This is a genomic window from Pseudomonas sp. NPDC012596 (genome assembly GCF_042902325.1).
Classification (GTDB): domain Bacteria; phylum Pseudomonadota; class Gammaproteobacteria; order Pseudomonadales; family Pseudomonadaceae; genus Aquipseudomonas.
This window is the reverse complement of the sequence record NZ_JBIBEB010000028.1, coordinates 1-24,372: the sequence shown is the minus strand read 5'-3', so window position 1 is coordinate 24,372 and position 24,372 is coordinate 1. Positions and strand designations below refer to the sequence as shown.

The following is a 24,372-nucleotide window of genomic DNA, read 5'->3' as shown; positions in this document are numbered from 1 at the left end:
GTTTATTTGCCTCCAAACAGGCGCGCGAAGAACCCTTGCTTCGGCACTTCGATGAACCGCAGTGGTTTTGGCTTGCCCAGCAGGCGGTCGACGGTGTCGCTGTAGGCCTGGCCTGCATCGCTCTGGTCGTCGAGGATAACCGGGATGCCCTGGTTGGATGCCTTCAGTACCGCTTGAGACTCCGGGATGACGCCCAGCAGTTCGACCGAGAGGATTTCCTTGACGTCTTCGACGCCGAGCATTTCGCCTTTCTCGACGCGCTCCGGGTGGTAGCGGGTGATCAGCAGGTGTTCCTTGATCGGATCATCGCCTTGCTCTGCACGGCGCGACTTGCTCGACAGCAGGCCGATCATGCGGTCGGAGTCACGTACCGAGGAGACTTCCGGGTTGGTCACGACGATGGCCTCGTCAGCGAAGTACATCGCCAGGTGCGCACCTTTTTCGATACCGGCAGGCGAGTCGCAGACGACGAACTCGAACTGCTCCTTGAGCTCCATCAGTACCTTCTCGACGCCTTCCTTGGTCAGCGCGTCCTTGTCGCGGGTCTGGCTGGCGGCCAGCACGTACAGGTTTTCGAGGCGCTTGTCCTTGATCAGGGCCTGTTGCAGGTTGGCTTCGCCGTTGACCACGTTGACGAAGTCGTACACCACGCGGCGTTCGCAGCCCATGATCAGGTCGAGGTTACGCAGGCCCACGTCGAAGTCGACGATGACCGTCTTGTGGCCACGCAGCGCGAGGCCGGTGCCGATGGCGGCGCTGGTGGTGGTCTTGCCCACACCCCCCTTGCCGGAAGTAACGACGAGAATCTTGGCCAAGGTGTTTCACCCCTAAATAAGTCGGGACACGTGTCCCAGCAAAATGCAAAAACGGCAACAGGTAAAAAAGTTGCTCTAAAAATGACGGCAAGTATCCGTTAAAGACGGGTGATGTTCAACACATCACCGGACAGGCTGACTTGCACGCCGGCACCCCACAGCGGGTCGCGGCGCAGGTCTTCGCAGACCTTGTACTGCCCAGCGATGGAGACCATTTCGGCGGTCATCTGCTGGCAGAAGATACGGGCCTTGGTATTGCCTTTGATACCGGCCAGGGCACGGCCGCGCATGGGGCCGTACACATGGATGTTGCCATCGGCAAGAAGTTCCGCACCCGGGCTGACCGCCGCGGTGACCACCAGATCGCCACCCTGGGCGTAGACCTGCTGGCCGCCACGCACGGGCGAGGTGATGATGCGGGTCGGGCGCTGCTCTTGAACAAGGGCAGGCTCCGGGGCCGGCTCGGGTTTCTTCACTTCGGGCTCGGGTTCCAGTGGCCGCTCGCGGGCGCCGGATGGCGGTAATACCGGCAGGTCGATGGCGATCGCCGCAGCGATGTCCTCGATGCGGTTGGCGCGGATGGCCAGCGTCCGCAGGCCATGGTGGCGGCAGATGCGCATCAGCCCGGGCAGGTCGATCGCCCCTTCGCCGGCCGGCAGCTTGTCCAGCGCCAGCACCAACGGCGTGTTGCTGAAGAAATTGGGGGCTTGGGCCACTTTCGCCGCCAACTGGCGGTCGAGGGCTTCAAGGTCGTTGCGCTCCAGCTCCAGCACAGTGATGGCGAGCATGCTGCCCTTGAGCTGGAACACGGAGGCGGTGTCGGGTGTGTGGTTTGGGCTCATGGTCTGCATAGACGGCTTGTTGCGAAAAAAGTGCCCTGACTTATAACGATAAGACCGGTTGGCCGCAACCGGCGCCGATCCGATGTAGAATGCTCGGCCTTTGACTTACCGGAAGCTTCAATGGAACGCCCGCGTTTTCGTCCCTATTTCCTCCACCCCAGGTTCTGGGGCTTGTGGCTTGGCCTGGGCCTGCTGTGGCTGGTGGTGCAGCTGCCGTACCGTGCCCTGCTGAAGCTCGGTGGCGCCCTGGGCGCGCTGATGTACCGGCTGGCGGGTGAACGCCGACGCATTGCCGCACGCAACCTGGAGCTGTGCTTCCCGGAACTGTCCGTCGACGAACGGCGCCGGTTGTTGAAGGCGAACTTCGCCTCCACCGGCATCGCCTTCTTCGAAATGGCCATGAGCTGGTGGTGGCCCAAGGCCAGGCTGGCGCGCCTGGCGCACATCGAAGGTCTCGAGCACCTGCAAGCCGCCCAGCAGGCGGGGCAGGGCGCGATCCTGATGGCCGTGCACTTCACCACCCTGGAGATCGGCGCGGCGCTGCTCGGCCAGGAACACACCATCGACGGCATGTACCGCGAGCACGGCAACCCGCTGTTCGACTTCATCCAGCGTAGCGGCCGCGAGCGGCACAACCTCGATTCGCTGGCGGTGGAGCGTGAAGATGTGCGGGGCATGCTCAAGCTGCTGCGCTCGGGCCGGGCGATCTGGTATGCACCAGACCAGGATTACGGCGCCAAGCAGAGCCTGTTCGTGCTGTTGTTCGGCATCCCGGCGGCGACGGTCACCGCCACCACCAAGTTTGCCCGCCTGGGCAAGGCGCAGGTCATTCCGTTCACGCAGAAGCGCCTTGAGGATGGCAGCGGCTATCGTCTGGTGATCCATCCGCCGCTGGAGAACTTCCCCGGTGAAAGTGAAGAGGCCGATTGCCTGCGCATCAACCAATGGATCGAAAGCGTGTTGCGCGAGTGCCCCGAGCAATACCTGTGGGCGCACCGGCGCTTCAAGTCGCGGCCCGAGGGTGCGCCGCGGCTGTACGACAAGAAAAAGCGCTGAAATGTGTGCTAGCGAGGCCGGCCCTGACAGCCGATAACCCTGGGAGCACTCCATGGCCCCACCACCAACCACCGGCCTGATTCTCTCTGGCGGCGGCGCCCGCGCCGCCTATCAGGTCGGCGTGCTGGCCGGCATCGCCGAACTGCTGCCGCCCGCCGCGCCCAATCCCTTCCCGGTGATCGTCGGCACCTCGGCCGGGGCCATCAACGCCGTGGCCCTGGCCAGCGGCGCCACCCACTTCAATGAAGCCGTGCAGGCGCTCACCCGGTTCTGGCAAAACTTTCGCAGCCACCTGGTGATCCGCAGCGACTGGCCCGGGGTCGTCCGCCAGGCCAGCCGTTTTGTCGGCCACAGCCTGTTGGGCCTGGGCAGCCATGCACCGGTCGCCTTGCTCGACAGCAGCCCGTTGCGCCGGTTACTGGAATCCCACCTCGACCTGAACGGCATCCATCATGCGCTGGCCGCCGAGCACCTGCGTGCGGTGGCGGTAACCGCGTTCGGTTACGAGTCCGGCCAGGCCGTGACCTTCTACCAAGGCCGCGGCACCATCGACGCCTGGCTGCGGCACCGGCGCATCGGCGTGCCCACGCCCTTGACCGTCGATCACCTGCTGGCCAGTGCAGCGATCCCGTTGTTGTTCGCCCCGGTCCGGCTCGGTGACGAGTACTACGGCGACGGCGCGGTACGCCAGTCGGCGCCTATCAGCCCGGCCTTGCACCTGGGGGCCAGCCGTGTGCTGGTGGTGGGGGTCAGTGGCAACCCGCAGCGGCCAGCGCCACCGTTGCCCACCCAGCGAGTGTTCAGTGGCCAGCAGCCGAGCCTGGCGCAGATTGGTGGGCACATGCTCAATAGCACCTTCATCGACAGCCTGGAGGACGATATCGAGCTGTTGCAGCGCCTTAACCACTTGAGCCACCTGCTGCCGGCCCACCTGGATGCACACCGCCTGGGCCTGGCGCCGATCGATGTACTGGTGGTGGCGCCCAGCCAGCCGCTGGACGAGATTGCCGCGCGGCATCGGCGTGAGCTGCCGGCGGCGCTGCGGCTGTTCCTGCGCGGGCCGGGGGCGACCCGGACCAGCGGGGCAGGGGTGTTGAGCTATTTGCTGTTCGAGGCCAGCTATTGCAGTGAGCTGATTGAGCTGGGGCGGCGCGATGCGTTGGCCAAGCGGCCGGAGCTGGAGCGGTTTCTGGGGCTGTAGGAGCGCCCCGGAAAGGGCGCTCCTGCATAGGCGGCGCGTTATTCGGCTATCTGCAACTTGCGCGCCTGGGTGTACACATAGCGCACCTTCTCGTACTCGAACGGCGAGTTGAGTTGGCCGTAGCGGAATTTGGTGGTGTAGCGCTTGTCCACCGCGCGCAGCAGGAAGATCTCGGGATGATCGGTGCTGGCCTGCGCCACGTTGAGGAAGTTGACCGCCTGTTCGCCGGCGTAATCCACCACCACCCCGGTGGTGTCGCGCAGGTTCGATGGCCCCAGCACCGGCAGCATGATGTACGGCCCCTCAGGTACGCCATAGAAGCCCAGCGTCTGGCCAAAGTCCTCGCTCTGGCGCGGCAGGCCCATGCTGGTCGCCGGGTCCCACAGCCCACCCACGCCGATGATGGTGTTGAACATCAGCCGCGCGGTGATCTCCGCCGAGCGTTTGGCCTTGAGCTGCAGCACGCTGTTGAACAGGTTCGGCACATCGCCCAGGTTGTTGAAGAAATTGCTCACCCCGGTGCGCAGGAACCTGGGCGTGACGTACTGGTAGCCATCGACCAGCGGCAGCAGCACCCATTGGTCCAGCCGGTAGTTGAAGTGGTAGATACGCCGGTTCAGCGACTCCAGCGGGTCGTAGATATTCAGCGCGCCCAGGGTGGAGCGCTCGAACTCGCGCTGGTCCAGGCCAGGGTTGAATTTCAGTTCGCGCAGCGGGTCGATGAAGCCGTCGGCTTCGGGGGTCAGCGGCTGGGCGGTGACCTGCGGGTCGGCCTCGATCACACTGGTGCGTGGCGCGGTTTCCGCGGCCAGGGCATTGCCGGCGGCGACGAGCAGCGCGGTGGCGAGGAGGAATTTGTTAGCCACGGAAGAACTCCAGCATGGCGTCGCTGTTGACGCGGTAATTGAGGTTGCCGCAATGGCCGCCATGGGGGTAAAGGGTCAGCCGGTCACCGAACACCTTGCGCAGGAAGCCGATATCGCCCGGGCCGAGGATGACGTCGTCGGCGTTGTGCATGACGTGGATTTTCGGGCTGTCGCGCAGGTAATCCTCCAGTGCGTACAGGCTGACCTGGTTGACCAGTTGCAGGATGCTGTTGCCGTCGGTGCGGGCACGCCACATCGGGATCACCTGCTCGGTCAGGTAGCAGTCGAAGTCGCACTGCAGGGCACGCTTGAAGAACGGCGTGAGGCTGCTGCCTTCGGTGATCGGGAATTTCGGCGGAATGATCAGGCCACGGCGGTTGATCAGGTCGGAGGTGAAGGCGATGTCGGCCGCCGAGAAGCGGAACGAGGTACCGATGAGCATGGCCATCTGTTCGTTGGACAGGTGCTGGCGCGACTGCTGGAAGTCGTACAGCAGGGCGTCGTTGAGGTCGATGTAGCCCTTGTCCTGGAAGTAACGGGTGAGTTTTTCCAGCATCAGCTCATAAAACGTGGTGCTGCGGTCGATGCCCTTGACCTGGGTCTGCACCAGCTTGTCCAGGTTGTTGATCGAGGTGTACAGGTTGACCGGCGGGTTGAGCAGCAGCACGCGCTTGAAGTTGAAGCTGCGGCGAGTTTCGTCCAGATGGCTGACAAACGCTGCGTCCAGCGCGCCCAGGCTGTAGCCGGTGAGGTAGAACTCGCTGATCGGCAGGCGCGGGTGCTGGGCGCGTACCCCTTGCATCACCCGGTACATGTCTTCGGCATCTTCCGTGCTGATGCCCGGGGTGGCGAAGCGCGAGGCGGCGCTCATGAAGTCGTAGCTGGTTGGCGACGACAGTTGAACTACGTGGAAGCCGGCCTGGTAGAACAGCTTCTTGAGGTATTCGTTGATGGTGCTCGAGTACGGCGCACCGGTGCCGGCGATGATGAAGATCAGCGGCGCCTCGTGGTCCTGGCGGGCCAGGCGGTACTTGAGCTTTTTAACCGCCCAGAAGTTGTCGGGCAGGGTGAACTCACGTTCCGGGCGCAGGTTCAGGCTGTAATCGCTCTGGTCGATCTCGTCATCGCTGGGCAGAGTCGGGCGCTGGTCGGGCGGCGTGGTGGCGATGGTCGCCTCGAACGGGTTGGTCAAGGGGAAGCCGTAGGTCGCGGCGTCGATGTCCCGCGCCGAAGCGGCCGCAGCCATGAGCAGGCCGCCAAGTAGGGCGGCTAGGCGCCAAGATCGAAGCATGTAATCCCCCAGAAAGAACGCGAGCAAGGTATTGCGTTATGCAGCCTAGGACCACAAGTGCCTCGGCAAAGTTGCCAAGTGCAGTGGCCTTTGGTGTGCTTGTTATCTGCAACATAGCTGCAGGGTGGGGATTTTGCCTTACAACGGGCCTTGGGCGATCATGGACGCTTTCGATTACCGCTATTGGAGAACTGGATGTCTCGTTCGTTGCCAGCCGTTTTGCTGCTGCTGTTCCTCGCCTTGTGGCTGCTTGCCAGTTATGGCGTGCGTTACGGGTTGATGGAGGATGCGCAGTGGGTTGGCCTGTGCACGGCGCCGGGCGAGTACTGGCAATGCCAGGCGCGCTCGCTGCTGGGCCTGGGCATTCACTTTCAGGTGATGGGCTGGGCCGGGCTGGGGCTGGCGTTGCTGGCGCAGCTGGTGCCTGGCCGGGGTGGTTGGTGGCTGGCGGTGCTCGCCCTGGTGTTCGGGGTGCCGGCGCTGGTGCTGTATACCGCCAGCATGGCCGTATTTGCGCTGGTGCTGGCGGGGTTGCGCCTGGTGCGGCAAGCGCGTCGCAGCTGACAGGGGCTGCTGTGCAGCCCATTCGCCGGCAAGCCGGCTCCCATAGGCATAGCGGTTCTTTGAAACGCGCCGCCGGCCGTGTGGGAGCCGGCTTGCCGGCGATGGCCGCACTTGTGTTTCAAGCCTTGCGCACCCGCAAGCTGCGCCACAACGCCGCCGTCATCAGCACACTGACCACCGCCCAACTCCAGGCCTGCTGACTGTCCAGCCCTTCCCGATACAGCTGTGGCATCACCCCCGCGCCAACGATAAAGGCCAGCAACGCCACCTCAGCCCGCGCTGCCGCCACCGGCCGCAGCAGGTAAACCACCGCCGGCAACACCAGTGCCGGCGTGGGAAAGCTGCGATAACGCGGGTCGAAGACCATCGCCAGCATGCTCACCGCCGCCGCAAAGCCGGCAGCCAGCAACAGCCACCCCGCACGCGCCTCGAACCAGGCAAACAACCTTTCACGCCAACCTGCCCGGCGCGCCAGCGCCAGCACGGCATGGGCCAGCACCAGCAGGTTCAGTCCTGCCAGCACGGCGGCCCAGAGCCATTCCCCGGCAAATCGCGCGTGGGTCCGCATCAGCTCGCCCCACAACCCCAGGCAGCCCGCGCCCAATGCCGCCAGCAGCGGCAACAGCAAGGCGGCCCGCGCGCTGGCAGGGCGCCCGGCCAACAGCAGCATGACGGCCATCAGCACCGCGCTGGCCAGCCACCACTGTGGCCAGTGGTGCAGGTTGCTCACCGGCCCTTCGAGTACGCCTTTGTCCTGCCTGTCTGCATCGTACAGCCCCCAGTAACCACCCACGGCGCCCTCGCTGGCACGCTTCCATGGCTGGTCGAAGGCCTCGATCAGGTTGTAGTGCCAACCATTGGCCTCGGCCATAGCTACAAAGCCGCGGATGAAGCGCGCCTCGTTGGCTCGGCTGGGCACGGCGGTCTCGCGCTGGCGGCCTTCGCTGGGCCAGCCGGTCTCGCCGATGAGGATATCCTTGGGCGCAAAGCGCGTGCCGAACACCCGGCGCACATCGGCGACATGCGCCAGGGCATCGTCGATGCCGCGTGGGTCATCCTCCCAATAGGGCAGCAGGTGGATGGTCAGGAAGTCCACCGCGGGCGCTACCTGCGGGTGCTGCAGCCAGAACTCCCACACGTCGGCATAGGTGACCGGCACCTTCACCTGGCTTTTCACCTTGTTGATCAACCCGGCCAGGCGCTCGCCGGTGACTTCCTTGCGCAGCAGCGCCTCGTTGCCGACGATCACAGCGCTGACCACGTCCGGGTTGGCATTGGCGGCAGCGATCAGCAAGTCCACTTCCTTGTCGGTGTCGACCGAGTTGGCATTGACCCAGGCCCCGAGCATCACTTTCAGCCCATGCTTGCGCGCCAGCGCCGGGATTGCCTCCAGGCCGGTCATGGAATAGGTACGGATGCACTGGAATCGCTCGGCCAGCAGCGCCAGGTCGGCGTCCATGCGCGCCGGGCGCAGGCGGAACGGCTGGTCGAACGGCGACTGGTCTTTGTCGAACGGGGTGTACGAGGCGCACTGCAGTTTGTGCGTCGGGCTGGCCGCGTCGGGCAGCTGAATCGGCTTGCCAAGCCCGTACCAGAGCGCGCCGAGGCCGAGCAGGGCAAGCAGGCAGGCGAGCAGGTAAAACGGCATCAGCAAACGGGGAGGGGTGGGCATCAGGCGGTCCATCGTCAGCGCAAAGCGTTAGATAGTAGCCCGGCGCCAATCATTTGGCATGCAAGGATCGCGCAGAACCGCGTAGGCCGATGACGCTAATGGCACAGTGCTGTCGCAAAGCAGTCGGTACAGGTCGCAGCTGGAGCAGGTCGCGCGTTGTTGCAGGACCATGATGCAATCTCCGAGACCTGACGAGGGGATGCTTTGATGGCGACTTTGAAGACAGTGCGACGTTTTCTGGGGGTGGGCACCGCCCTGGTATTGGCCATGAGCGCTGCACAGGCAATGGCCAAAGAAGTAAGCATTGGTTACGTGGACGGTTGGGCCGACAGTGTGGCGACCACCAACGTGGCCGCTGAAGTGATCAAGCAGAAACTCGGCTACGACGTGAAGCTGCAGGCCGTGGCCACCGGCATCATGTGGCAAGGCGTGGCCACCGGCAAACTCGACGCCATGCTCTCGGCCTGGCTGCCGGTCACGCACGGTGAGTACTGGACCAAGAACAAAGACAACGTGGTCGACTACGGCGCCAACTTCAAGGACGCCAAGATCGGCCTGATCGTCCCCGAATACGTCAAGGCCAACAGCATCACCGACCTCAAGACCGACGCCACCTTCAAGCAGAAAATCGTCGGCATCGACGCAGGTTCCGGGGTGATGCTCAAGACCGACCAGGCCATCAAGGATTACGACCTGACAGGTTACAAACTGCAGGCAAGCTCCGGCGCGGCAATGACTGCCGAACTGGGCCGTGCCTATGCCAAGCAACAGTCGATTGCGGTAACCGGCTGGGTGCCGCATTGGATGTTCGCCAAGTGGAAGCTGAAGTTCCTCGAAGACCCGAAAGGCGTTTATGGTGCTGCCGAGACGGTCAACAGCATCGGCAGCAAAGCGCTGGCAACCAAGGCGCCGGAGGTGGCTGAGTTCCTCAAGAAGTTCAGCTGGCAGTCCAAGGACGAGATCGGCGAGGTGATGCTGGCGATCCAGGAAGGTGCCAAGCCTGAAGCGGCGGCGAAGGATTGGGTGGCCAAGCACCCGGATCGGGTCAAGGAGTGGACGGGCAAGTAATTGATTTCAGGGCCAGTGTGCCCCCAATCGCCGGCAAGCCGGCTCCCACAGGGCCATCACAGGCATCGGGCCATGTTGTGACTGTGTGGGAGTCGGCTTGCCGGCGATTGGGGCATACTGGCCTTCTGGTTGTTACCGATTCTGCAAGACAGTGTTGCATCTAAGACTAAGGTCGTCTGGTTGGCGTCCAACGGCAGCATAAAGTGACGGTGTGGGTTCCATCCCCTATCTGTGCTGCTAGGACAAAAACAATGAACGACAGCATTTACCTCTCGATACAAAACAGCCCCCGCTTCAAGGAGCTGGTCACAAAGCGCGAACGGTTCGCCTGGATTCTCTCGGCGATCATGCTCGGCCTGTACTGCGCCTTCATCCTCCTGATCGCCTACGGTCCTCATCTGCTGGGTGCCAAGCTCAGCCCTGAGTCGTCGATTACCTGGGGCATTCCCCTGGGCGTCGGCCTGATCGTTTCGGCATTCGTCCTGACCGCCATCTACGTACGCCGCGCCAACGGCGAATTCGATGAGCTGAACAAGGCCATCCTGAAGGAGGCGCAACAATGATTCGCCACGCCAAAGCCCTGGCCGTACTGGCCTGCGGCGCTTTTGCACCCGCCGTGTGGGCCGCTGATGCCCTGACCGGCGAGGTGCAGAAACAGCCGCTGAACGTTTCCGCGATCGCCATGTTCGTGGCCTTCGTCGCCTTCACCCTCGGCATTACCTACTGGGCCTCCAAACGCAACAAGTCGGCGGCCGACTACTACGCGGCCGGTGGCAAGATCACAGGCTTCCAGAACGGCCTGGCGATTGCCGGCGACTACATGTCGGCAGCCTCCTTCCTGGGTATTTCCGCCCTGGTGTTCACCTCCGGCTACGACGGCCTGATCTACTCGATCGGTTTCCTGGTCGGTTGGCCGATCATCCTCTTCCTGATCGCCGAACGCCTGCGCAACCTGGGCAAGTACACCTTCGCCGACGTGGCCTCGTACCGCCTCGGGCAGAAGGAAATCCGCACCCTGTCGGCCTCCGGGTCGCTGGTGGTGGTGGCGTTCTACCTGATCGCGCAGATGGTCGGCGCCGGCAAGCTGATCGAGCTGCTGTTCGGCCTGGACTACCACGTCGCGGTGATCCTGGTGGGCATCCTGATGTGCCTGTACGTGCTGTTCGGCGGCATGCTGGCCACCACCTGGGTGCAGATCATCAAGGCTGTGCTGCTGCTGTCCGGTGCCAGCTTCATGGCGCTGATGGTCATGAAACACGTGGGCTTCGACTTCAACACGCTGTTCTCCGAAGCGATCAAGGTGCACAGCAAGGGTGAAGCGATCATGAGCCCGGGTGGCCTGGTCAAAGACCCGATCTCGGCCTTCTCGCTGGGCCTGGCGCTGATGTTCGGTACCGCCGGCCTGCCGCACATCCTGATGCGCTTCTTCACCGTCAGCGATGCCAAGGAAGCCCGCAAGAGCGTGCTCTACGCCACAGGGTTCATTGGCTACTTCTACATCCTGACCTTCATCATCGGTTTTGGCGCGATTCTGCTGGTCAGCACCAACCCAGACTTCAAGGACGCCGCCGGCGCCCTGCTGGGTGGCAACAACATGGCGGCGGTGCACCTGGCCGATGCCGTGGGTGGTAGCATCTTCCTCGGCTTCATCTCGGCGGTGGCGTTCGCCACCATCCTGGCCGTGGTTGCCGGCCTGACCCTGGCCGGTGCTTCGGCGGTGTCCCACGACCTGTACGCCAGCGTCTGGCGCAAGGGCAAGGCCAACGACAAGGACGAGATCCGCGTGTCGAAGATCACCACCATTGCACTGGGGGTGCTGGCGATCGGCCTGGGCATTCTGTTCGAGAAGCAGAACATCGCGTTCATGGTTGGCCTGGCCTTCTCCATCGCCGCCAGCTGCAACTTCCCGGTGCTGCTGCTCTCGATGTACTGGAAGAAACTGACCACCCGCGGCGCCATGATTGGCGGCTGGCTGGGCCTGGTCAGTGCGGTTGGCCTGATGATCCTTGGCCCGACCATCTGGGTGCAGATCCTCGGCCACGAGAAAGCCATTTACCCGTACGAGTACCCGGCACTGTTCTCGATGCTGATTGCCTTCGTCGGTATCTGGTTCTTCTCGGTCACCGACAAGTCCAAGGCGGCTGACGACGAACGTGCGTTGTTCTACCCGCAGTTCGTCCGTTCGCAGACTGGCCTGGGGGCCAGCGGGGCGGTTTCACACTAACGCTAATGCGATGCAATGAAAAACGCCCCGCCTGTCGGGGCGTTTTTTATTGCATGCAGTTCGTCAGAAGTTTCCTACATACCTAGTGATGTCCTGATCGTACAGTTCCTGATGTCGCAAGTGCTTGATAGATGCCGGCACTTTTGGGAGCTGCTCAATGAAATTACGCTGTTTAATCCCCCTTGTACTCGTTGGCGTGGCGGGCACTGTAGGGGCGAAGGAAATACCGCAGGACATTAGTGTCCAGGCTGTCGTGTCGACCCCGGAGTTTCAGGTGACAGCTGAAGGCAATTGGTGGGGCCAAGATCTTGAGCTGGAATATGATCCGAGTGGACCCACCTTCAAGGACGTCACAAGAAATATTACTGTAAAGAGTACCTACGGGCCGATTTACGCGAGCACAGACAAAAAACAATATAATTTTAAACGCGAACACGGTGCGCAAGATAATCGTAACTACCAGATCCAGTTGAATCGCGAGTTGATGCAGCCGAAGCCGACTTTAATAGTGAGCGCTGCTGATGCCGCCCAAGGAAAAACCATTCCATTCAGGTTCTGGGGGCATTCAGGGATAGGGGCTAAACTGCCCGGCAAGTACAGTACGCAAGTCACCCTAACGCTTGAAACGGGCGCCCCTGATTAGCGTTTTTATGGGGTTGTTCCCTCTGCGCCTGTTATCTGATTATTTTAATCCCAAAAAGGAAAATTATTGTGAAACCCTATGCATTGGCTGTCCCGTTCATTGCACTGTTTGCTGGTGCCGCTGTCGCGTCCCCCCCTCCGCCTATAACCCAGAATATTTCGGTGACGGCGACTATTCCCGGGAACAACTTTTCAGTCGAGCCTAAATTGGATTGGATGAACCAGCCCGTGGAGCTTGAGTATCAGGTGCAAAACGATAATTTCAATCCGGTAACTCATTATTTCGAGGCTCAGAGCGATCTTGGCGCCATCCAGGCCAAACTGGAGGCGGCAGCAGAGTTGCGAAACACACAAAAAACTGACGAGGTCATTCAGCTTGCCATCACGGTAGGAACTGAGTTATTGACGTTATCTCCCGTAGACGTCATGAGCGCAGAAGACGCTAATGCTGGTGCTGATCTTCCGATTACTTTTGCCGCTATAAAACCCGGCAATGGTTATAAAAAAGGGGAGTATGAAGGGGTAGTGAGCGTACTGTTTGAAACTTCCTCCTCCAGCCTTTGATGATGCGGTGCCGCCTGTCTTACCCTAGCCAGAAGTTTGCGAGCGGTGAGGCAGGTATTGATGTGGATTGAATCATGTTCCAGTTTGCTGCACCCGGCCGCGTACTTGCTGCCTGGCTGCTGGGTGCTGCCTGCCTCTTACCCCTCCAAGTGTCGGCCGAGCGCGCGCCCAGTGCCGTCGGCCTGAACATATTCGGGCGTTTACCAGAAGACTTCGAGGCACACTTTTTCGATGTACCGCTTGCCGTGCGCGTAGAACTGGACCAGCGCTACCTCGGTGATGCCATGGTGGTGCTGAGCCGTGATAACCGCGTGCAGTTGCTGGCGTTTACCGACACTGAACAAAGTAAAGAGCCGTCCACACTCAGGCAGTTATGGCAGCAGCGGCTGGCGGACGGGCGGGTGCTGGGCGACTGCCTGCAAAACTGCCCGGACGGGTTGCAGGCTATTCATTACAGCCTGGCCAATTCCCAGTTGTCGCTGCTGACATCCAATGCCGAAAAGCTGGAACAGGACGCGCTCTACCACCGCCTCCCGGAGCAGAGCAGCGCCGGGCTGCTCCTGCGTAACCAGCTGAACCTGGTCAATGATGGCAACCAGACCACCGGCAGGCTCGGCCTGCTCGGCCAGGGCAACCTGCATAACTGGACGACGCTTGCCGATGCACGCGTCGATCGCAGCGCAACTGAGCAAGGCGATGTGCGCTATCGCATGCACCAGCTTTACGCTGAGAGCATGCACGACGAGCATTTCTTTCGGCTGGGGTACATCTCCATTGGCGCGCAAGGCCTGGTGCGCCAGCCCACGCTACTGGGGCGTCGTCCCGATAGCACGCTTGCCTTGATGCTAGGCAGCAGTGACAGCCTGCTGGTCGACAGTGGCCAGGCCAGCGCTGTGCCGGTTTATGTCACCCCAAACCGCCCCGGCATCGTGGAGATCTACCGCAATGGCTCACTGATCAACAGCCAGCCGGTACAGCCTGGTTTGCAGGCGCTCGATACGCGGGTGTTGCCCGGCGGCATCTACGACGTGGAGCTGCGCTTGCTTGAGGACGGCCTGGAGACTTCGCGCAGTGAAGTGTCCATCTACAAGCCGAGCCGATGGCAGAACATGGACAACCGCTGGCGCTACAACCTCTACCTGGGCCAGCAGGTCGAGCTACTGAGTAACTGGAATGACCCGCGTGAACCGAGCCCGGCGTTCGGTGCCCTCTCCAACTACCTTGTGCATCCTGCCGCGATACTGGGGCTGTCGGTGCAACAGGTCGATGCCGACCTGCAGTTAGGTACCTCGCTGGACTGGGATGTGCATGAGCGGTTCAAGCTCTACGCCGGCCTTAATCAGACCCGGGGCATGGGCAACAGCAGCGATCTGCAGTTGACTCATACCTTCCCTGCGGGCTCGTTGTTGCTGACCCACAGCCAAAGCTGGCTCGAGCCCCGCGAAAACGACCGCGACGCTACGTCACTGCGGCAGGTGCGCAGTCGCACCGCCTTTTCGCTAAACCACCGGGTAACCTCGCGAAGCTCAGCGACGCTGCGCCTGGAACACAGCGCAGGCTCGGCAAGTGGCCTGGGCGCCGACCTGAGCTGGGCGTTCAACGGAACACTGCGGGGGCATCGAAGCAGTGTTCGCCTGTCTCTTTTCGACAGGCCTGGAACACGCAGCAGCGCCGGTGCCCGAAGCCGCGGCGTTAACCTTGCTATGAGCATGAACCTTGAACGCGAGGGCAGGCAACTTGGGGTCGATGTCGGTAGCCGCGCCTCGCGTGAGGGGGGCAATGACCCTTACGCTTCACTGTGGTATCGGCGCAACGTCGACCTTGGCCCGGTGCACAGCCTGGGGGGCAGCGCGACGCTCGACAGTTATGGCACCAGCCTGGCCGCCAACGGGCGGTTTCACAGCCAGGCGCTGCAGGGCGATGCTTATGCCCAGAGTTCTTCTTTCAACAATAACCTCAGTGCTGGCCTCAACCTGGACAGCACCCTTGCGCTGGGCGACGGGAAGCTGGCCATCGGTGGCCATAACCTACCGTTCGAAGCCGGCTTGATCATCGATGTCGAAAGCGACCTGCCAGGTATGAAGCTGCGGGCCAACGATGGCCAGGGCTTGAGTGCAGTGCTGCGCCCGGGGCGCAATATCGTGCCGGTGACGGCGTTCAAATCGGGCCATGTGCGCTTCGACTTCGACGCCAAGGACGTGCCGCCCGCACAGATCCAACCCCTCGCTATCGACTACCACCTCAACCGCGGTGGGGTGGGGTACCACACATTGAAGGTGATGCGAACGGTCACCGTATTTGGCCGGCTGCTCGATGGGCAAGGCCAGCCACTGCAGGGCGCGCACGTGGTCAATGACGCCGGGCGCACGGTGGTCGAGGTGGATGGCTACTTCAGCGTTGAAATGAGTGAGTCACGGCCCACCTTGGAAATTCGCCATGGCGGGGCAGGTAATTGTCTTCTGGCGTTAACCCCGGCCGACTTCGAGCGCGAGGATGACTTACTGATTGTGGGTGATCAGCGCTGTGTGCCGAGTATGGGCTGAACCGGTTTTCAGCATGACGCTGTAGCGGGCCCGATTCCGGGGCCGATGGATGAATGTTGAGCAAGCAGAGGTTGAAGATGCACAGATTCACATTTCAGTTATCCCCCATGTTGTTCGTAGCGTTGATGCTGCCGTGGTTTGCTCAGGCCGGGCCACAGCTGGATGTCGGGGCTCTGTACGATTACCTCGAACCGGGCAAGGGCACCTCCGCCAAACGCATCTACAACAGAGGGGACAGTACCGCCTTCGTCAAGGTCAGCGTGCTGGAACTGGTCTACGACGGGCAAGCCGAGCCCCGTGAAGTGGAAATCGATCAGTTGCCCTTCGATCAGCGCAGCGTTGTCGCCAGCCCCGCACGGATGATCATCCCGGCACGCGGCATGCAGGCCGTACGGTTGCTGTATCGCGGTGAGCGGGACCGGGAGCGTTATTACCGGCTGCGCTTCATCCCGGTGGTACCACAACAGGATGACAGCTTCGCGCTGGATGAAACGGAGCTTGAGGCTTACCGCGAGGAACTCAGTGCCGGTGTGCAGTTTCTGGCAGGTTTCGGCACCATTTTGATTACCCAACCTGCTGCCACGCAGTACCAGACCTCGATCGAGCAAGCCGGCGGAAAATGGACCGTGCGCAACGAGGGCAATGCCACGGTACTGCTCGACAACGTCCAGGCCTGTGTACTGCTCGATGACCAGTGTGATCCTCCGGCCAAGCAGCATCTTCGCCCTGGGCGCACACGTGATTTCGTCGAAAAACCGGGTGTCGAGTATCGCTTCGAACTGGTGGAAGGCGATGCGCGCAAAGCCATGAACTTCAAGGCAGGGTGAGAGGGCGGGCGATGTTTCGTAAGTGTGCAATGCTAGCGCTGGCTTGTGGCGTGTTCGGCGGGTCCTGGGCGCAGGCGGCCGACGTTACGCTGAAGCTGCGTTACCGCGGCGAGACCCGGCAATTTGAAAACCTGACACCCAGGTCGTCGCCTGTCTGCACTCAGCTGCCGCAGCTGTGTAGCCAGCCGCTGGCGAATCTGCTGGATGTGAACGTCGAGTACTCGAAAACAGTGGATGGCGAGGGTGCTGACGGCTTCTACCTATCAGCCCCTGTTCAGCCGACTGCGCTAGTAATGGTCCGTGATCAATCCGGTGAGCAGGTCAGCATGGACTTTGCCATCACCCACCTGGGCGGCGCAGTAACCTCGGACGATGGGTTGCCTGCGCCTACGGCGCGCACGGGCCTTGACTCGAGTGGTTGTCAGGTTGCCTTGGCCAGCGCTGCGCACCGCTTGTTTCTGTGGTCGCTGGCCAGCAGCGGGTGTTGGGCCAACCTCAACACGGCTGATGCGAGCACTTACCATGTCAGTCATCTGACGCTGGGTTACGCACTGAAGACGCCATTGCCGGCGAGCTTGAAGTCGGGTGTCTATCGAGGGCGCGTGGCCTATTCGATTGGCCCGGACAGGGATATAGGCCTGGGGGCGAGCCGAACGGTCTCCGGGCTCACTGCTGACTCAGTGGCAATCAACATCGAGCTGGAGGTGGTGCATGACCTTCAAGTGCGCTTTGAACCGGGCGCCGAACAGGTGGCACTGGTGCCACCGAAGGGGCATGGACGCAGCCTGGCAGAAAAACTGGAAAAGGACGTTGCCTTCAGCCTGACTGCCAGTGGGCCCTTCAAAGTCTGGGCACTGTGCAGCACCGGGCTGGGTAGCACGTGCAGCCTACGGTCGGCCAAGGGCCACGGCATACCGCTGTTTCTGGCGATGACCTTGCCAGGTGCTTCATACCAGGGCCGTTCGCTCCATCGGCAGGCACTGACCTTTGGCGGGGTTGCGGACGCCATCACCCTCGAAGTTCCCCAGGAGGGAGTGACTGGCAGCCAAGGGCAGCTGCACTTCCATGTGAACCCCCGCGGCCCCACCAGGCAACAGGACATGTTGCCTGGCATCGAGTATCAGGCGGTCGTGACAATTGTATTCGATGCCAACCTATAGGATGGCAGCCGGGTGCGTGCGCCGTTCAGCACTGACCCACCGGCAATGAAAAACCGCGCTACGGCTGTTGCCCGTAGCGCGGTTTTTTCATTCCGGACGCTAGATCTAGATCATGCCAAGTAACAACAGCACCAGCAGTATCACCAGCACCACGCCGATGATGCCGGACGGGCCATAGCCCCAGCTGCGTGAGTGTGGGAAGACCGGTAAGCCACCAATCAACAGCAGGATCAGGATGATGATGAGGATCGTGGTCATGACGGAGTCCTTGCGTGGTTAGGGGTCAAGAGCCTCGGATTGCTGGCCTCTTGTTAATTCGGACCGGTGCCGCTTGCGAAAGATTCCATTTGCTCGGCACTGACCGCTTGGTCATGCCCGCCCATTCACTACCCTGATGGACCCTCCCACCCGGCAAAGCCTTGATTAGACTGGCCTGACAACCCATAAGCACAAGGCCTGCCACCATGCAAAACCGCATCATGATCACGGGCGCCGGGTCCGGCCTCGGCCGCGAGATCGCCCTGCGCTGGGCGCGCGAGGGCTGGCGTTTGGCGCTGGCCGATGTCAACGAGCCCGGCCTGCGCGAAACCCTGGAGCTTGTGAGTAGCGCAGGTGGCACGGGCTTCACCCAGCGTTGTGACGTGCGCGACTACAGCCAGCTGACCGCCCTGGCCCAGGCCTGCGACGAGAGGTTTGGTGGTATCGACGTGATCGTCAACAATGCGGGCGTGGCCTCGGGCGGGTTCTTCGCCGAGCTGTCGCTGGAGGACTGGGACTGGCAGATCGCGGTCAACCTGATGGGGGTGGTCAAGGGCTGCAAGGCCTTCTTGCCGCTGCTCGAGCGCAGCAAGGGGCGGATCATCAACGTGGCTTCGATGGCGGCGTTGATGCAGGGCCCGGGCATGAGCAACTACAACGTTGCCAAGGCCGGTGTGCTGGCACTGTCGGAGAGCTTGCTGGTGGAGCTGCGGCAGTTGGAGGTGGCCGTGCACGTGGTGTGCCCGTCGTTCTTCCAGACCAACTTGCTGGACTCTTTCCGCGGCCCCAACCCGGCAATGAAAGCCCAGGTCGGCAAGCTGCTGGAAGGCTCGCCGATCAGCGCAGCAGACATCGCCGAGCATATCCATCAACAGGTCGCAGCCGGCGAATTCCTGATTCTGCCCCATGAGGCTGGGCGCCAGGCGTGGGCGCTCAAGCGGCAGTCGCCGGAGCGGCTGTACGACGAGATGGCGCAGATGGCGGTGAAGATGCGTGGCAAGGCTCAAATACGCTGATCGTAGGGTGCGTCTGTAGGGGAAGTTACCTGCCTGAGTAGGCATGTTCTGAATTGTTGCGAGGGCGTTGAATAGCCGAATAACCCCATGCAGTCTACGGCTTTCCCTGTTGCCGGAGGACCGCAGCATGTTGGTCATTGGACGCGAAGTCGGCGAAGTCATCACCATCGGTGACGATATTCAGATCAAAGTGGTGGAAACCCGCGATGGCATGGTGCGTTTTGGCGTCAGTGCGCCGCGCGAGGTGCCGGTGCACCGGGCCGAGGTGTACAAGCGGATCAAGGCGGGCGAGGTGCGCAAGGGCGATTCGGCTTGAGCCGAGTGTGCCGGCCTCATCGTGGGCTGCCCCGCGATGAGGCCAGTATTGTCAGTCGAGCAGCTCGCGCGGCACATCATGTTTGGCCAGCAACTGGCATTGCTGGCTCTCAAGGTCGAACAGGATGAACGCCTGGCCCTTGGCCAACGCCTGGCGCACCCGCAGCACGCGGGTTTCCAGCGGCGTGTCGTCGCCGTTGTCGGTACCGTCACGGGTGACGAAATCCTCGATCAAACGGGTCAGGGTTTCGGCTTGCAGTTGCTCGTAGGGGATCAGCATGGGCGGTATTCGGCTTCATTGAACAATACGCCCATGCTACGCGAAACCCGTTGGCTGTGGCTCACCCCTTGTTGCCCACCAGGCTGTCGACGGCCGGCACCCGCGTGTCACTCTCCATCTGCGCGTCGTGCTCCAGCTGATGGCTGAAGCGCTCGAGCGAGGCATTGGCCGGGTTGGAATCGCTGGCGAACACCGGCGGGCTCAGCAGGTAGCCCGACAGCAGGCGGCTGAGCGCGGCGAGGCTGTCGATATGGGTGCGCTCGTAGCCATGGGTCGCATCACAGCCGAACGCGATCAGCGCGGTGCGGATGTCGTGCCCTGCGGTCACCGCCGAGTGGGCATCGCTGAAGTAGTAGCGGAATACATCGCGGCGTACCGGCAGGTCCTGGTCGCCGGCCAGTTTCAGCAGGTGGCGCGACAGGTGGTAGTCGTAGGGCCCCGAGGAGTCCTGCATGGCCACGCTGACGGCATGTTCGCTGGACGCCTGGCCAGGCGCGACCGGGGCGATGTCGATGCCGACGAACTCGCTGACGTCCCAGGGCAGGGCAGCGGCGGCGCCGGAGCCGGTCTCTTCGGTGATGGTGAACAGCGGATGGCAGTCGATCAGTGGCTGGCGGCCGCTCTCCACCACCGCCTTGAGCGCAGCCAGCAGCGCCGCGACGCCGGCTTTGTCATCCAGGTGGCGGGCACTGATGTGGCCGCTTTCGGTGAACTCCGGCAACGGGTCGAAGGCGACGAAGTCGCCGATCGACAGCCCCAGCGCTTCGCAGTCGGCGCGCGTGGCGCAGTAGGCGTCCAGGCGAACCTCCACGTGCTCCCAACTGACCGGCATCTGGTCAATGGCGGTGTTGAAGGCATGCCCGCTGGCCATCAGCGGCAGCACGCTGCCGCGAAACACGCCGGTGTCGGTGAACACGCTGACCCGGCTGCCCTCGGCGAAGCGGCTTGACCAGCAGCCCACCGGCGCCAACGCCAGGCGGCCATTGTCCTGCAGCTGGCGCACGCTGGCACCGATGGTGTCGAGGTGGGCCGAGACGGCGCGGTCGGGGGAGCTTTGCCGGCCCTTGAGGGTGGCGCGGATGGTGCCGCGGCGGGTCAGCTCGAAGGGGATGCCCAGTTCATCCAGGCGCTCGGCGACGTAGCGCACGATGGTGTCGGTAAAGCCGGTGGGGCTGGGGATGGCGAGCATCTCCAGGAGCACGCGTTTGAGGTAGTCGAGATCGGGTTCGGGGTGTCGTTCAGACATGTGTACTCCTTTGCCGGCCTCTTCGCGGGGCAAGCCCGCTCCCACAGTTTGCCGCTGGGCTAAAGGGCAACAGTGAACCTGTGGGAGCGGGCTTGCCCCGCGAAGAGGCCTTCATTGATTCACGCCAACGCCCGGCTATGCGGGAACAGCAGGTCGACAAAGCGCTCCGCCGTTGGCTGCGGTTCATGGTTGGCCAACCCAGCCCGCTCGTTGGCCTCGATGATCACGTAATCGGGGTGCTCGGCGTCGCGCACCATCAGGTCCAGGCCCACTACCGGAATGTCCAGCGCGCGCGCAGCGCGCACCGCCGCATCGGCCAGCACCGGGTGCAGGCGCTCGGTCACGTCTTCCAGCGTGCCACCGGTGTGCAGGTTGGCAGTCCGGCGCACGGCCAGGCGCTGGCCGGCGGGCAGCACGCTGGTGTAGTCGAGGCCGGCATCACGCAGGGTGCGTTCGGTCTCGTCATCCATCGGAATGCGGCTTTCGCCACCGGTCGCGGCCTGACGACGACGGCTCTGGGCTTCGATCAGCGCCTTGACGCTGTGCTTGCCGTCACCGATCACCTGCGCCGGGTGGCGGATGGCCGCGGCCACCACTTCATGGCCGATTACCAGGATGCGCAGGTCTTGCCCGGGGTGGAAGCTTTCCAGCAGCACGCGGCTGTCGAAACGCCGGGCGTGTTCGATGGCCTGGCTGACTTCATCGTAAGTGGTCAGGTTGACCGCCACCCCTTGGCCTTGCTCGCCATCCACCGGCTTGACCACCACGGCGCCGTGCTCGTCGAGAAACGCCAGGTTGTCGTCAGCGTTGCCGGCCAGTTGCTGCATCGGTACCTGCAGGCCGGCGTTGTGCAGGGCCTGCTGGGTAAGGCGCTTGTCCTGGCAGAGGGTCATGCTGACCGCACTGGTCAGGTCGCTGAGTGATTCGCGGCAGCGTACCCGACGCCCGCCAAGGCTGAGGGTGAACAGCCCGGCGGTGGCATCGTCCACCTGCACTTCGATGCCACGCCGGTACGCCTCATCGACGATGATCCGCGCATACGGGTTGAGCCCGGCTTCAGGGCCGGGGCCGAGGAACAGTTGCTGGTTGATGCCGTTCTTGCGCTTGACCGCGAAGGTCGGCAGGTTGCGGAAACCCAGCTTTTCATAAAGCCGCTTGGCCTGGCGGTTGTCATGCAGCACCGACAGGTCCAGGTAGGCAAGCCCGCGGCTCATGAAGTGCTCGATCAGGTGGCGCACCAGCACCTCGCCCACGCCGGGGCGGGTGCAGTGCGGGTCGACGGCCAGGCACCACAGGCTGCTGCCGTGTTCGGGGTCGTCAAAGGCCTTGCTGTGGTTCAGGCCCATGACACTGCCGATCACCGCATGGGTGTCTTCGTCCTCGGCCAGCCAGTACACCGGCCCGCCCAGGTGGCGTGGGGTCAGCAGTTCGGGTTGCACCGGTAGCATGCCGCGCGCCTGGTAAAGGCTGTTGATCGCCTGCCAGTCGGCGTCGCTCTGCGCCCGGCGGATGCGAAAGCCGCGGAACACCCGCTGCGCCTGGCGGTAGTCGGAGAACCACAGGCGCAAGGTGTCGGAGGGGTCGAGGAACAACTGCTGCGGTGCCTGCGCCAGCAGCTGTTGCGGCGCCGCCACATACAGGGCGATGTCGCGCTCACCGGGGCGCTCTTCCTGCAGCGCCTCGGCTAGGGTTGCGGGGTCCGGATAGGTGTGGCCGATCAACAGCCGGCCCCAGCCGCAGTGCAGGGCGCGCGGCTGGTCGTGGGGCTCGCTGCCATCGCCGGCCAGGCGCGCCTGCAGGCGCTCGTAGGACGGCGCCTGGCCGCGCAGCAGGCGCTGGCCGTAAGCGGTTTCATGGGGCTTCATGGGTCAGATTCCTTGTTCGCTGAGCCACAGGTTCAGCGCGGCCAGCTGCCACAGCTTGGAGCCGCGCAGCGGGGTCAGCTGGCCATGCGGGTTGCTCAGCAGGCGGTCGACCATGGCAGGGTTGAACAGGCCGCGGTCCTGGCTGGGGTCGGTCAGCAACTCGCGTACCCAGTCCAGGGTGGCGCCTTGCAGGTGTTTGAGGCCGGGCACCGGGAAGTAACCTTTTTTGCGGTCGATCACTTCGTGGGGGATCACGCGGCGCGCGGCCTGCTTGAGCACCTGCTTGCCGCCGTCCGGCAACTTGAAACGCGCCGGAATACGCGCCGACAGTTCCACCAGGCGGTAATCGAGGAACGGCGTACGCGCCTCCAGGCCCCAGGCCATGGTCATGTTGTCGACGCGTTTGACCGGGTCGTCCACCAGCATCACCGTGCTGTCCAGGCGCAGCGCCTTGTCCACCGCATCGGCGGCACCGGGGCGGGCGAAGTGTTCGCGCACGAAATCGCCGGCTGCGTCGGTCTCCAGCAGCCACGGCGCCTGCACGGTATCGCGGTACTCGGCATGGCTGCGGTCGAAGAAGGCATCGCGGTAGGCGCCGAAGGCATCCTCGGCGCCGTCCACCTGCGGGTACCAGTGGTAGCCGGCAAACAGCTCGTCGGCGCCCTGGCCGCTCTGCACACCCTTGCAATGCTTGGCCACCTCTCGCGACAGCAGGTAGAAGGCAATGCAGTCGTGGCTGACCATCGGTTCGCTCATGGCGCGGAAGGCGGCCGGCAGCTGCTCGATGATTTCACGTTCGTCGATGCGCAACTGGTGGTGGCGGGTGCCGTAATGCTTGGCGATCAGGTCGGAATACTGGAATTCGTCGCCACGTTCGCCACCGGCATCCTCGAAGCCGATGGAGAAGGTCGACAGGTCGTCCACGCCCACGTCGCGCAACAGGCCGACCAACAGGCTGGAGTCGACACCGCCCGACAGCAGCACGCCAACATCGACGGCAGCCCGTTGGCGGATGGCCACCGCATCGCGGGTGGCGTCGAGCACACGGGTGGTCCAGCCTTCCAGGTCGAGTTCGCGCTCGTCCGGGTTAGGGCCGTAATGCAGCTGCCACCAGGTCTGGCGCTCCACTTCACCGTGGCGGTCTACCCGCATCCAGGTGCCCGGCTCGAGCTTCTGCACGTTGGCCAGCAAAGTGCGTGGCGCGGGCACCACGGCGTGGAAGTTGAGGTAATGGTTGAGCGCAACCGGGTCGATCATCGGGTCGATGTCGCCGCCTTTGAGCAGCGCTGGCAGCGTCGAAGCAAAGCGCAGGCGCTCGCCGTTGCGCGACAGGTACAGCGGCTTGACGCCGAGGCGGTCGCGGGCCAGGAACAGGCGCTGGTTGTCGCGCTCCCAGATGGCCAGGGCGAACATGCCGTTGAGCTTGGGCAGCAAGGCTGCGCCCCAGGCGTGGTAGCCCTTGAGCAACACCTCGGTGTCGCCGTCGGACCAGAAGGTGTAACCCAGGTCCTGCAGCTCTTGGCGCAGTTCGGGGAAGTTGTAGATGGCACCGTTGAAGGCCAGCGACAGGCCCAGGGTGTTATCGACCATGGGCTGTGCCGAACCGTCGGACAGGTCCATGATTTTCAGCCGGCGGTGGCCGAGGGCGATCGGGCCCAGGCTATGGAAGCCCCAGGCGTCGGGGCCGCGGGGCGCCAGGTGATGGGTCATGCGCTCTACCGCGGCGAGGTCCGCCGGGCGAGGGGCTTGGTCGATGGGGGTGAAACGCAACTCTCCAGCTAATCCGCACATAGGTCCTTACCGGTTTTTCCGTTGGGGAATCAGTGCCCCGGATTAGGGCACCTGTAAGGAACTGACCTGAGCGATTTATGAGAGTTTTAGATCAATCTGTTATATGGGGGCGGGTTGGGGGCTGGCTTGGGGGTTTTATGGGGGTAAGTGCTGCTCTCGCGGAGTGCTCGTCTTGGGATCTTTAGCGCCCTTGAGATCGAGCGCCGCCCGCGCGGCGCTTCGCGGGGCAAGCCCGCTCCCACATTTGTTGCAACGCGCCGTTCCAG

At 63.0% G+C, this 24,372-nt stretch carries 23 protein-coding genes; 13 read left to right on the top strand and 10 right to left on the bottom strand.

The features are described 5' to 3' along the window. Window positions 1-2 precede the first annotated feature (2 nt). Window positions 3-815: a septum site-determining protein MinD gene (minD, locus tag ACFY68_RS25065; RefSeq protein ID WP_110996258.1), complete on the bottom strand. Its 813-nt coding sequence runs from the start codon at window positions 813-815 to the stop codon at window positions 3-5. Window positions 816-913: 98 nt separating this feature from the next. After that, window positions 914-1,666: a septum site-determining protein MinC gene (minC, locus tag ACFY68_RS25060; RefSeq protein ID WP_387533062.1), complete on the bottom strand. Its 753-nt coding sequence runs from the start codon at window positions 1,664-1,666 to the stop codon at window positions 914-916. A 111-nt stretch (window positions 1,667-1,777) separates the two neighbouring features. Between minC and ACFY68_RS25055 the strand changes: the two genes are divergently transcribed. Then, window positions 1,778-2,713, top strand: coding sequence for a lipid A biosynthesis lauroyl acyltransferase (locus ACFY68_RS25055; protein WP_387533060.1), 936 nt, complete (start codon window positions 1,778-1,780; stop codon window positions 2,711-2,713). Between the two features lie 52 nt (window positions 2,714-2,765). Continuing rightward, window positions 2,766-3,914 carry a patatin-like phospholipase family protein gene (locus ACFY68_RS25050; protein ID WP_387533057.1) on the top strand — a complete coding sequence of 383 codons (1,149 nt, stop codon included), beginning with the start codon at window positions 2,766-2,768 and terminating at the stop codon, window positions 3,912-3,914. Window positions 3,915-3,952: 38 nt separating this feature from the next. Here the strand turns inward: ACFY68_RS25050 and ACFY68_RS25045 are convergent, their stop codons facing one another. Together ACFY68_RS25045 and ACFY68_RS25040 are read right to left on the bottom strand one after the other, a co-directional pair. After that, a complete protein-coding gene (locus ACFY68_RS25045; RefSeq protein ID WP_387533054.1) occupies window positions 3,953-4,780 on the bottom strand; it encodes a VacJ family lipoprotein in 828 nt (275 codons plus the stop codon). Continuing rightward, window positions 4,773-6,071, bottom strand: coding sequence for a serine/threonine protein kinase (locus ACFY68_RS25040; protein ID WP_387533051.1), 1,299 nt, complete (start codon window positions 6,069-6,071; stop codon window positions 4,773-4,775). Before ACFY68_RS25040 ends, ACFY68_RS25045 begins: the two co-directional genes overlap by 8 nt. A gap of 195 nt (window positions 6,072-6,266) precedes the next feature. Here ACFY68_RS25040 and ACFY68_RS25035 point away from each other — a divergent pair, with 195 nt between their 5' ends. Beyond that, window positions 6,267-6,635, top strand: coding sequence for a hypothetical protein (locus ACFY68_RS25035; protein ID WP_387533048.1), 369 nt, complete (start codon window positions 6,267-6,269; stop codon window positions 6,633-6,635). Between the two features lie 118 nt (window positions 6,636-6,753). On the opposite strand, the gene ACFY68_RS25030 is transcribed toward ACFY68_RS25035, so the two are convergent. Continuing rightward, entirely contained in the window at window positions 6,754-8,319 is a 1,566-nt protein-coding gene (locus ACFY68_RS25030) for a beta (1-6) glucans synthase (RefSeq protein WP_387533045.1), read from the bottom strand. A 195-nt stretch (window positions 8,320-8,514) separates the two neighbouring features. On the opposite strand from ACFY68_RS25030, the gene ACFY68_RS25025 reads away from it, so the two are divergent. The 8 genes from ACFY68_RS25025 (at window position 8,515) to ACFY68_RS24990 (ending at window position 17,335) form a co-directional block, all read left to right on the top strand. After that, a complete protein-coding gene (locus ACFY68_RS25025; protein WP_387533042.1) occupies window positions 8,515-9,375 on the top strand; it encodes a glycine betaine ABC transporter substrate-binding protein in 861 nt (286 codons plus the stop codon). A 251-nt stretch (window positions 9,376-9,626) separates the two neighbouring features. Then, the gene (locus tag ACFY68_RS25020) at window positions 9,627-9,938 is read left to right on the top strand and encodes a DUF485 domain-containing protein (RefSeq protein WP_016501040.1); all 312 of its coding nucleotides are present in this window, start codon (window positions 9,627-9,629) and stop codon (window positions 9,936-9,938) included. Continuing rightward, window positions 9,935-11,599: a cation acetate symporter gene (locus tag ACFY68_RS25015; protein ID WP_387533039.1), complete on the top strand. Its 1,665-nt coding sequence runs from the start codon at window positions 9,935-9,937 to the stop codon at window positions 11,597-11,599. The genes ACFY68_RS25020 and ACFY68_RS25015 overlap by 4 nt, the downstream gene beginning before the upstream one ends. 157 nt (window positions 11,600-11,756) lie before the next feature. After that, window positions 11,757-12,242: a hypothetical protein gene (locus ACFY68_RS25010; RefSeq protein WP_387533036.1), complete on the top strand. Its 486-nt coding sequence runs from the start codon at window positions 11,757-11,759 to the stop codon at window positions 12,240-12,242. A gap of 68 nt (window positions 12,243-12,310) precedes the next feature. Then, the gene (locus ACFY68_RS25005; RefSeq protein ID WP_387533033.1) at window positions 12,311-12,805 is read left to right on the top strand and encodes a CS1 type fimbrial major subunit; all 495 of its coding nucleotides are present in this window, start codon (window positions 12,311-12,313) and stop codon (window positions 12,803-12,805) included. A gap of 74 nt (window positions 12,806-12,879) precedes the next feature. After that, window positions 12,880-15,348, top strand: coding sequence for a CS1-pili formation C-terminal domain-containing protein (locus ACFY68_RS25000; RefSeq protein ID WP_387533030.1), 2,469 nt, complete (start codon window positions 12,880-12,882; stop codon window positions 15,346-15,348). 53 nt (window positions 15,349-15,401) lie between these two features. Beyond that, window positions 15,402-16,175 carry a molecular chaperone gene (locus ACFY68_RS24995; RefSeq protein ID WP_387533027.1) on the top strand — a complete coding sequence of 258 codons (774 nt, stop codon included), beginning with the start codon at window positions 15,402-15,404 and terminating at the stop codon, window positions 16,173-16,175. Between the two features lie 29 nt (window positions 16,176-16,204). After that, window positions 16,205-17,335, top strand: coding sequence for a hypothetical protein (locus ACFY68_RS24990; protein ID WP_387533024.1), 1,131 nt, complete (start codon window positions 16,205-16,207; stop codon window positions 17,333-17,335). 105 nt (window positions 17,336-17,440) lie between these two features. On the opposite strand, the gene ACFY68_RS24985 is transcribed toward ACFY68_RS24990, so the two are convergent. Beyond that, a complete protein-coding gene (locus tag ACFY68_RS24985; RefSeq protein WP_003252624.1) occupies window positions 17,441-17,593 on the bottom strand; it encodes a DUF3309 family protein in 153 nt (50 codons plus the stop codon). 206 nt (window positions 17,594-17,799) lie between these two features. Here ACFY68_RS24985 and ACFY68_RS24980 point away from each other — a divergent pair, with 206 nt between their 5' ends. Continuing rightward, the gene (locus ACFY68_RS24980; RefSeq protein ID WP_387533019.1) at window positions 17,800-18,609 is read left to right on the top strand and encodes an SDR family oxidoreductase; all 810 of its coding nucleotides are present in this window, start codon (window positions 17,800-17,802) and stop codon (window positions 18,607-18,609) included. A gap of 127 nt (window positions 18,610-18,736) precedes the next feature. Beyond that, window positions 18,737-18,925, top strand: a complete 189-nt coding sequence (gene csrA / locus ACFY68_RS24975; protein WP_387533016.1) for a carbon storage regulator CsrA — start codon at window positions 18,737-18,739, stop codon at window positions 18,923-18,925. Window positions 18,926-18,976: 51 nt separating this feature from the next. On the opposite strand, the gene ACFY68_RS24970 is transcribed toward csrA, so the two are convergent. The 4 genes from ACFY68_RS24970 to ACFY68_RS24955 form a co-directional block, all read right to left on the bottom strand. After that, window positions 18,977-19,204: a YheU family protein gene (locus ACFY68_RS24970; RefSeq protein ID WP_054900489.1), complete on the bottom strand. Its 228-nt coding sequence runs from the start codon at window positions 19,202-19,204 to the stop codon at window positions 18,977-18,979. 61 nt (window positions 19,205-19,265) lie between these two features. Further along, entirely contained in the window at window positions 19,266-20,450 is a 1,185-nt protein-coding gene (locus ACFY68_RS24965; RefSeq protein WP_387533013.1) for an osmoprotectant NAGGN system M42 family peptidase, read from the bottom strand. 119 nt (window positions 20,451-20,569) lie between these two features. Continuing rightward, window positions 20,570-22,315: an N-acetylglutaminylglutamine synthetase gene (gene ngg / locus ACFY68_RS24960; protein WP_387533010.1), complete on the bottom strand. Its 1,746-nt coding sequence runs from the start codon at window positions 22,313-22,315 to the stop codon at window positions 20,570-20,572. Window positions 22,316-22,318: 3 nt separating this feature from the next. Further along, window positions 22,319-24,106 (bottom strand): N-acetylglutaminylglutamine amidotransferase, encoded by a 1,788-nt coding sequence (locus ACFY68_RS24955; protein ID WP_387533007.1) that lies wholly within the window; start codon window positions 24,104-24,106, stop codon window positions 22,319-22,321. Between the last annotated feature and the right edge of the window lie 266 nt (window positions 24,107-24,372).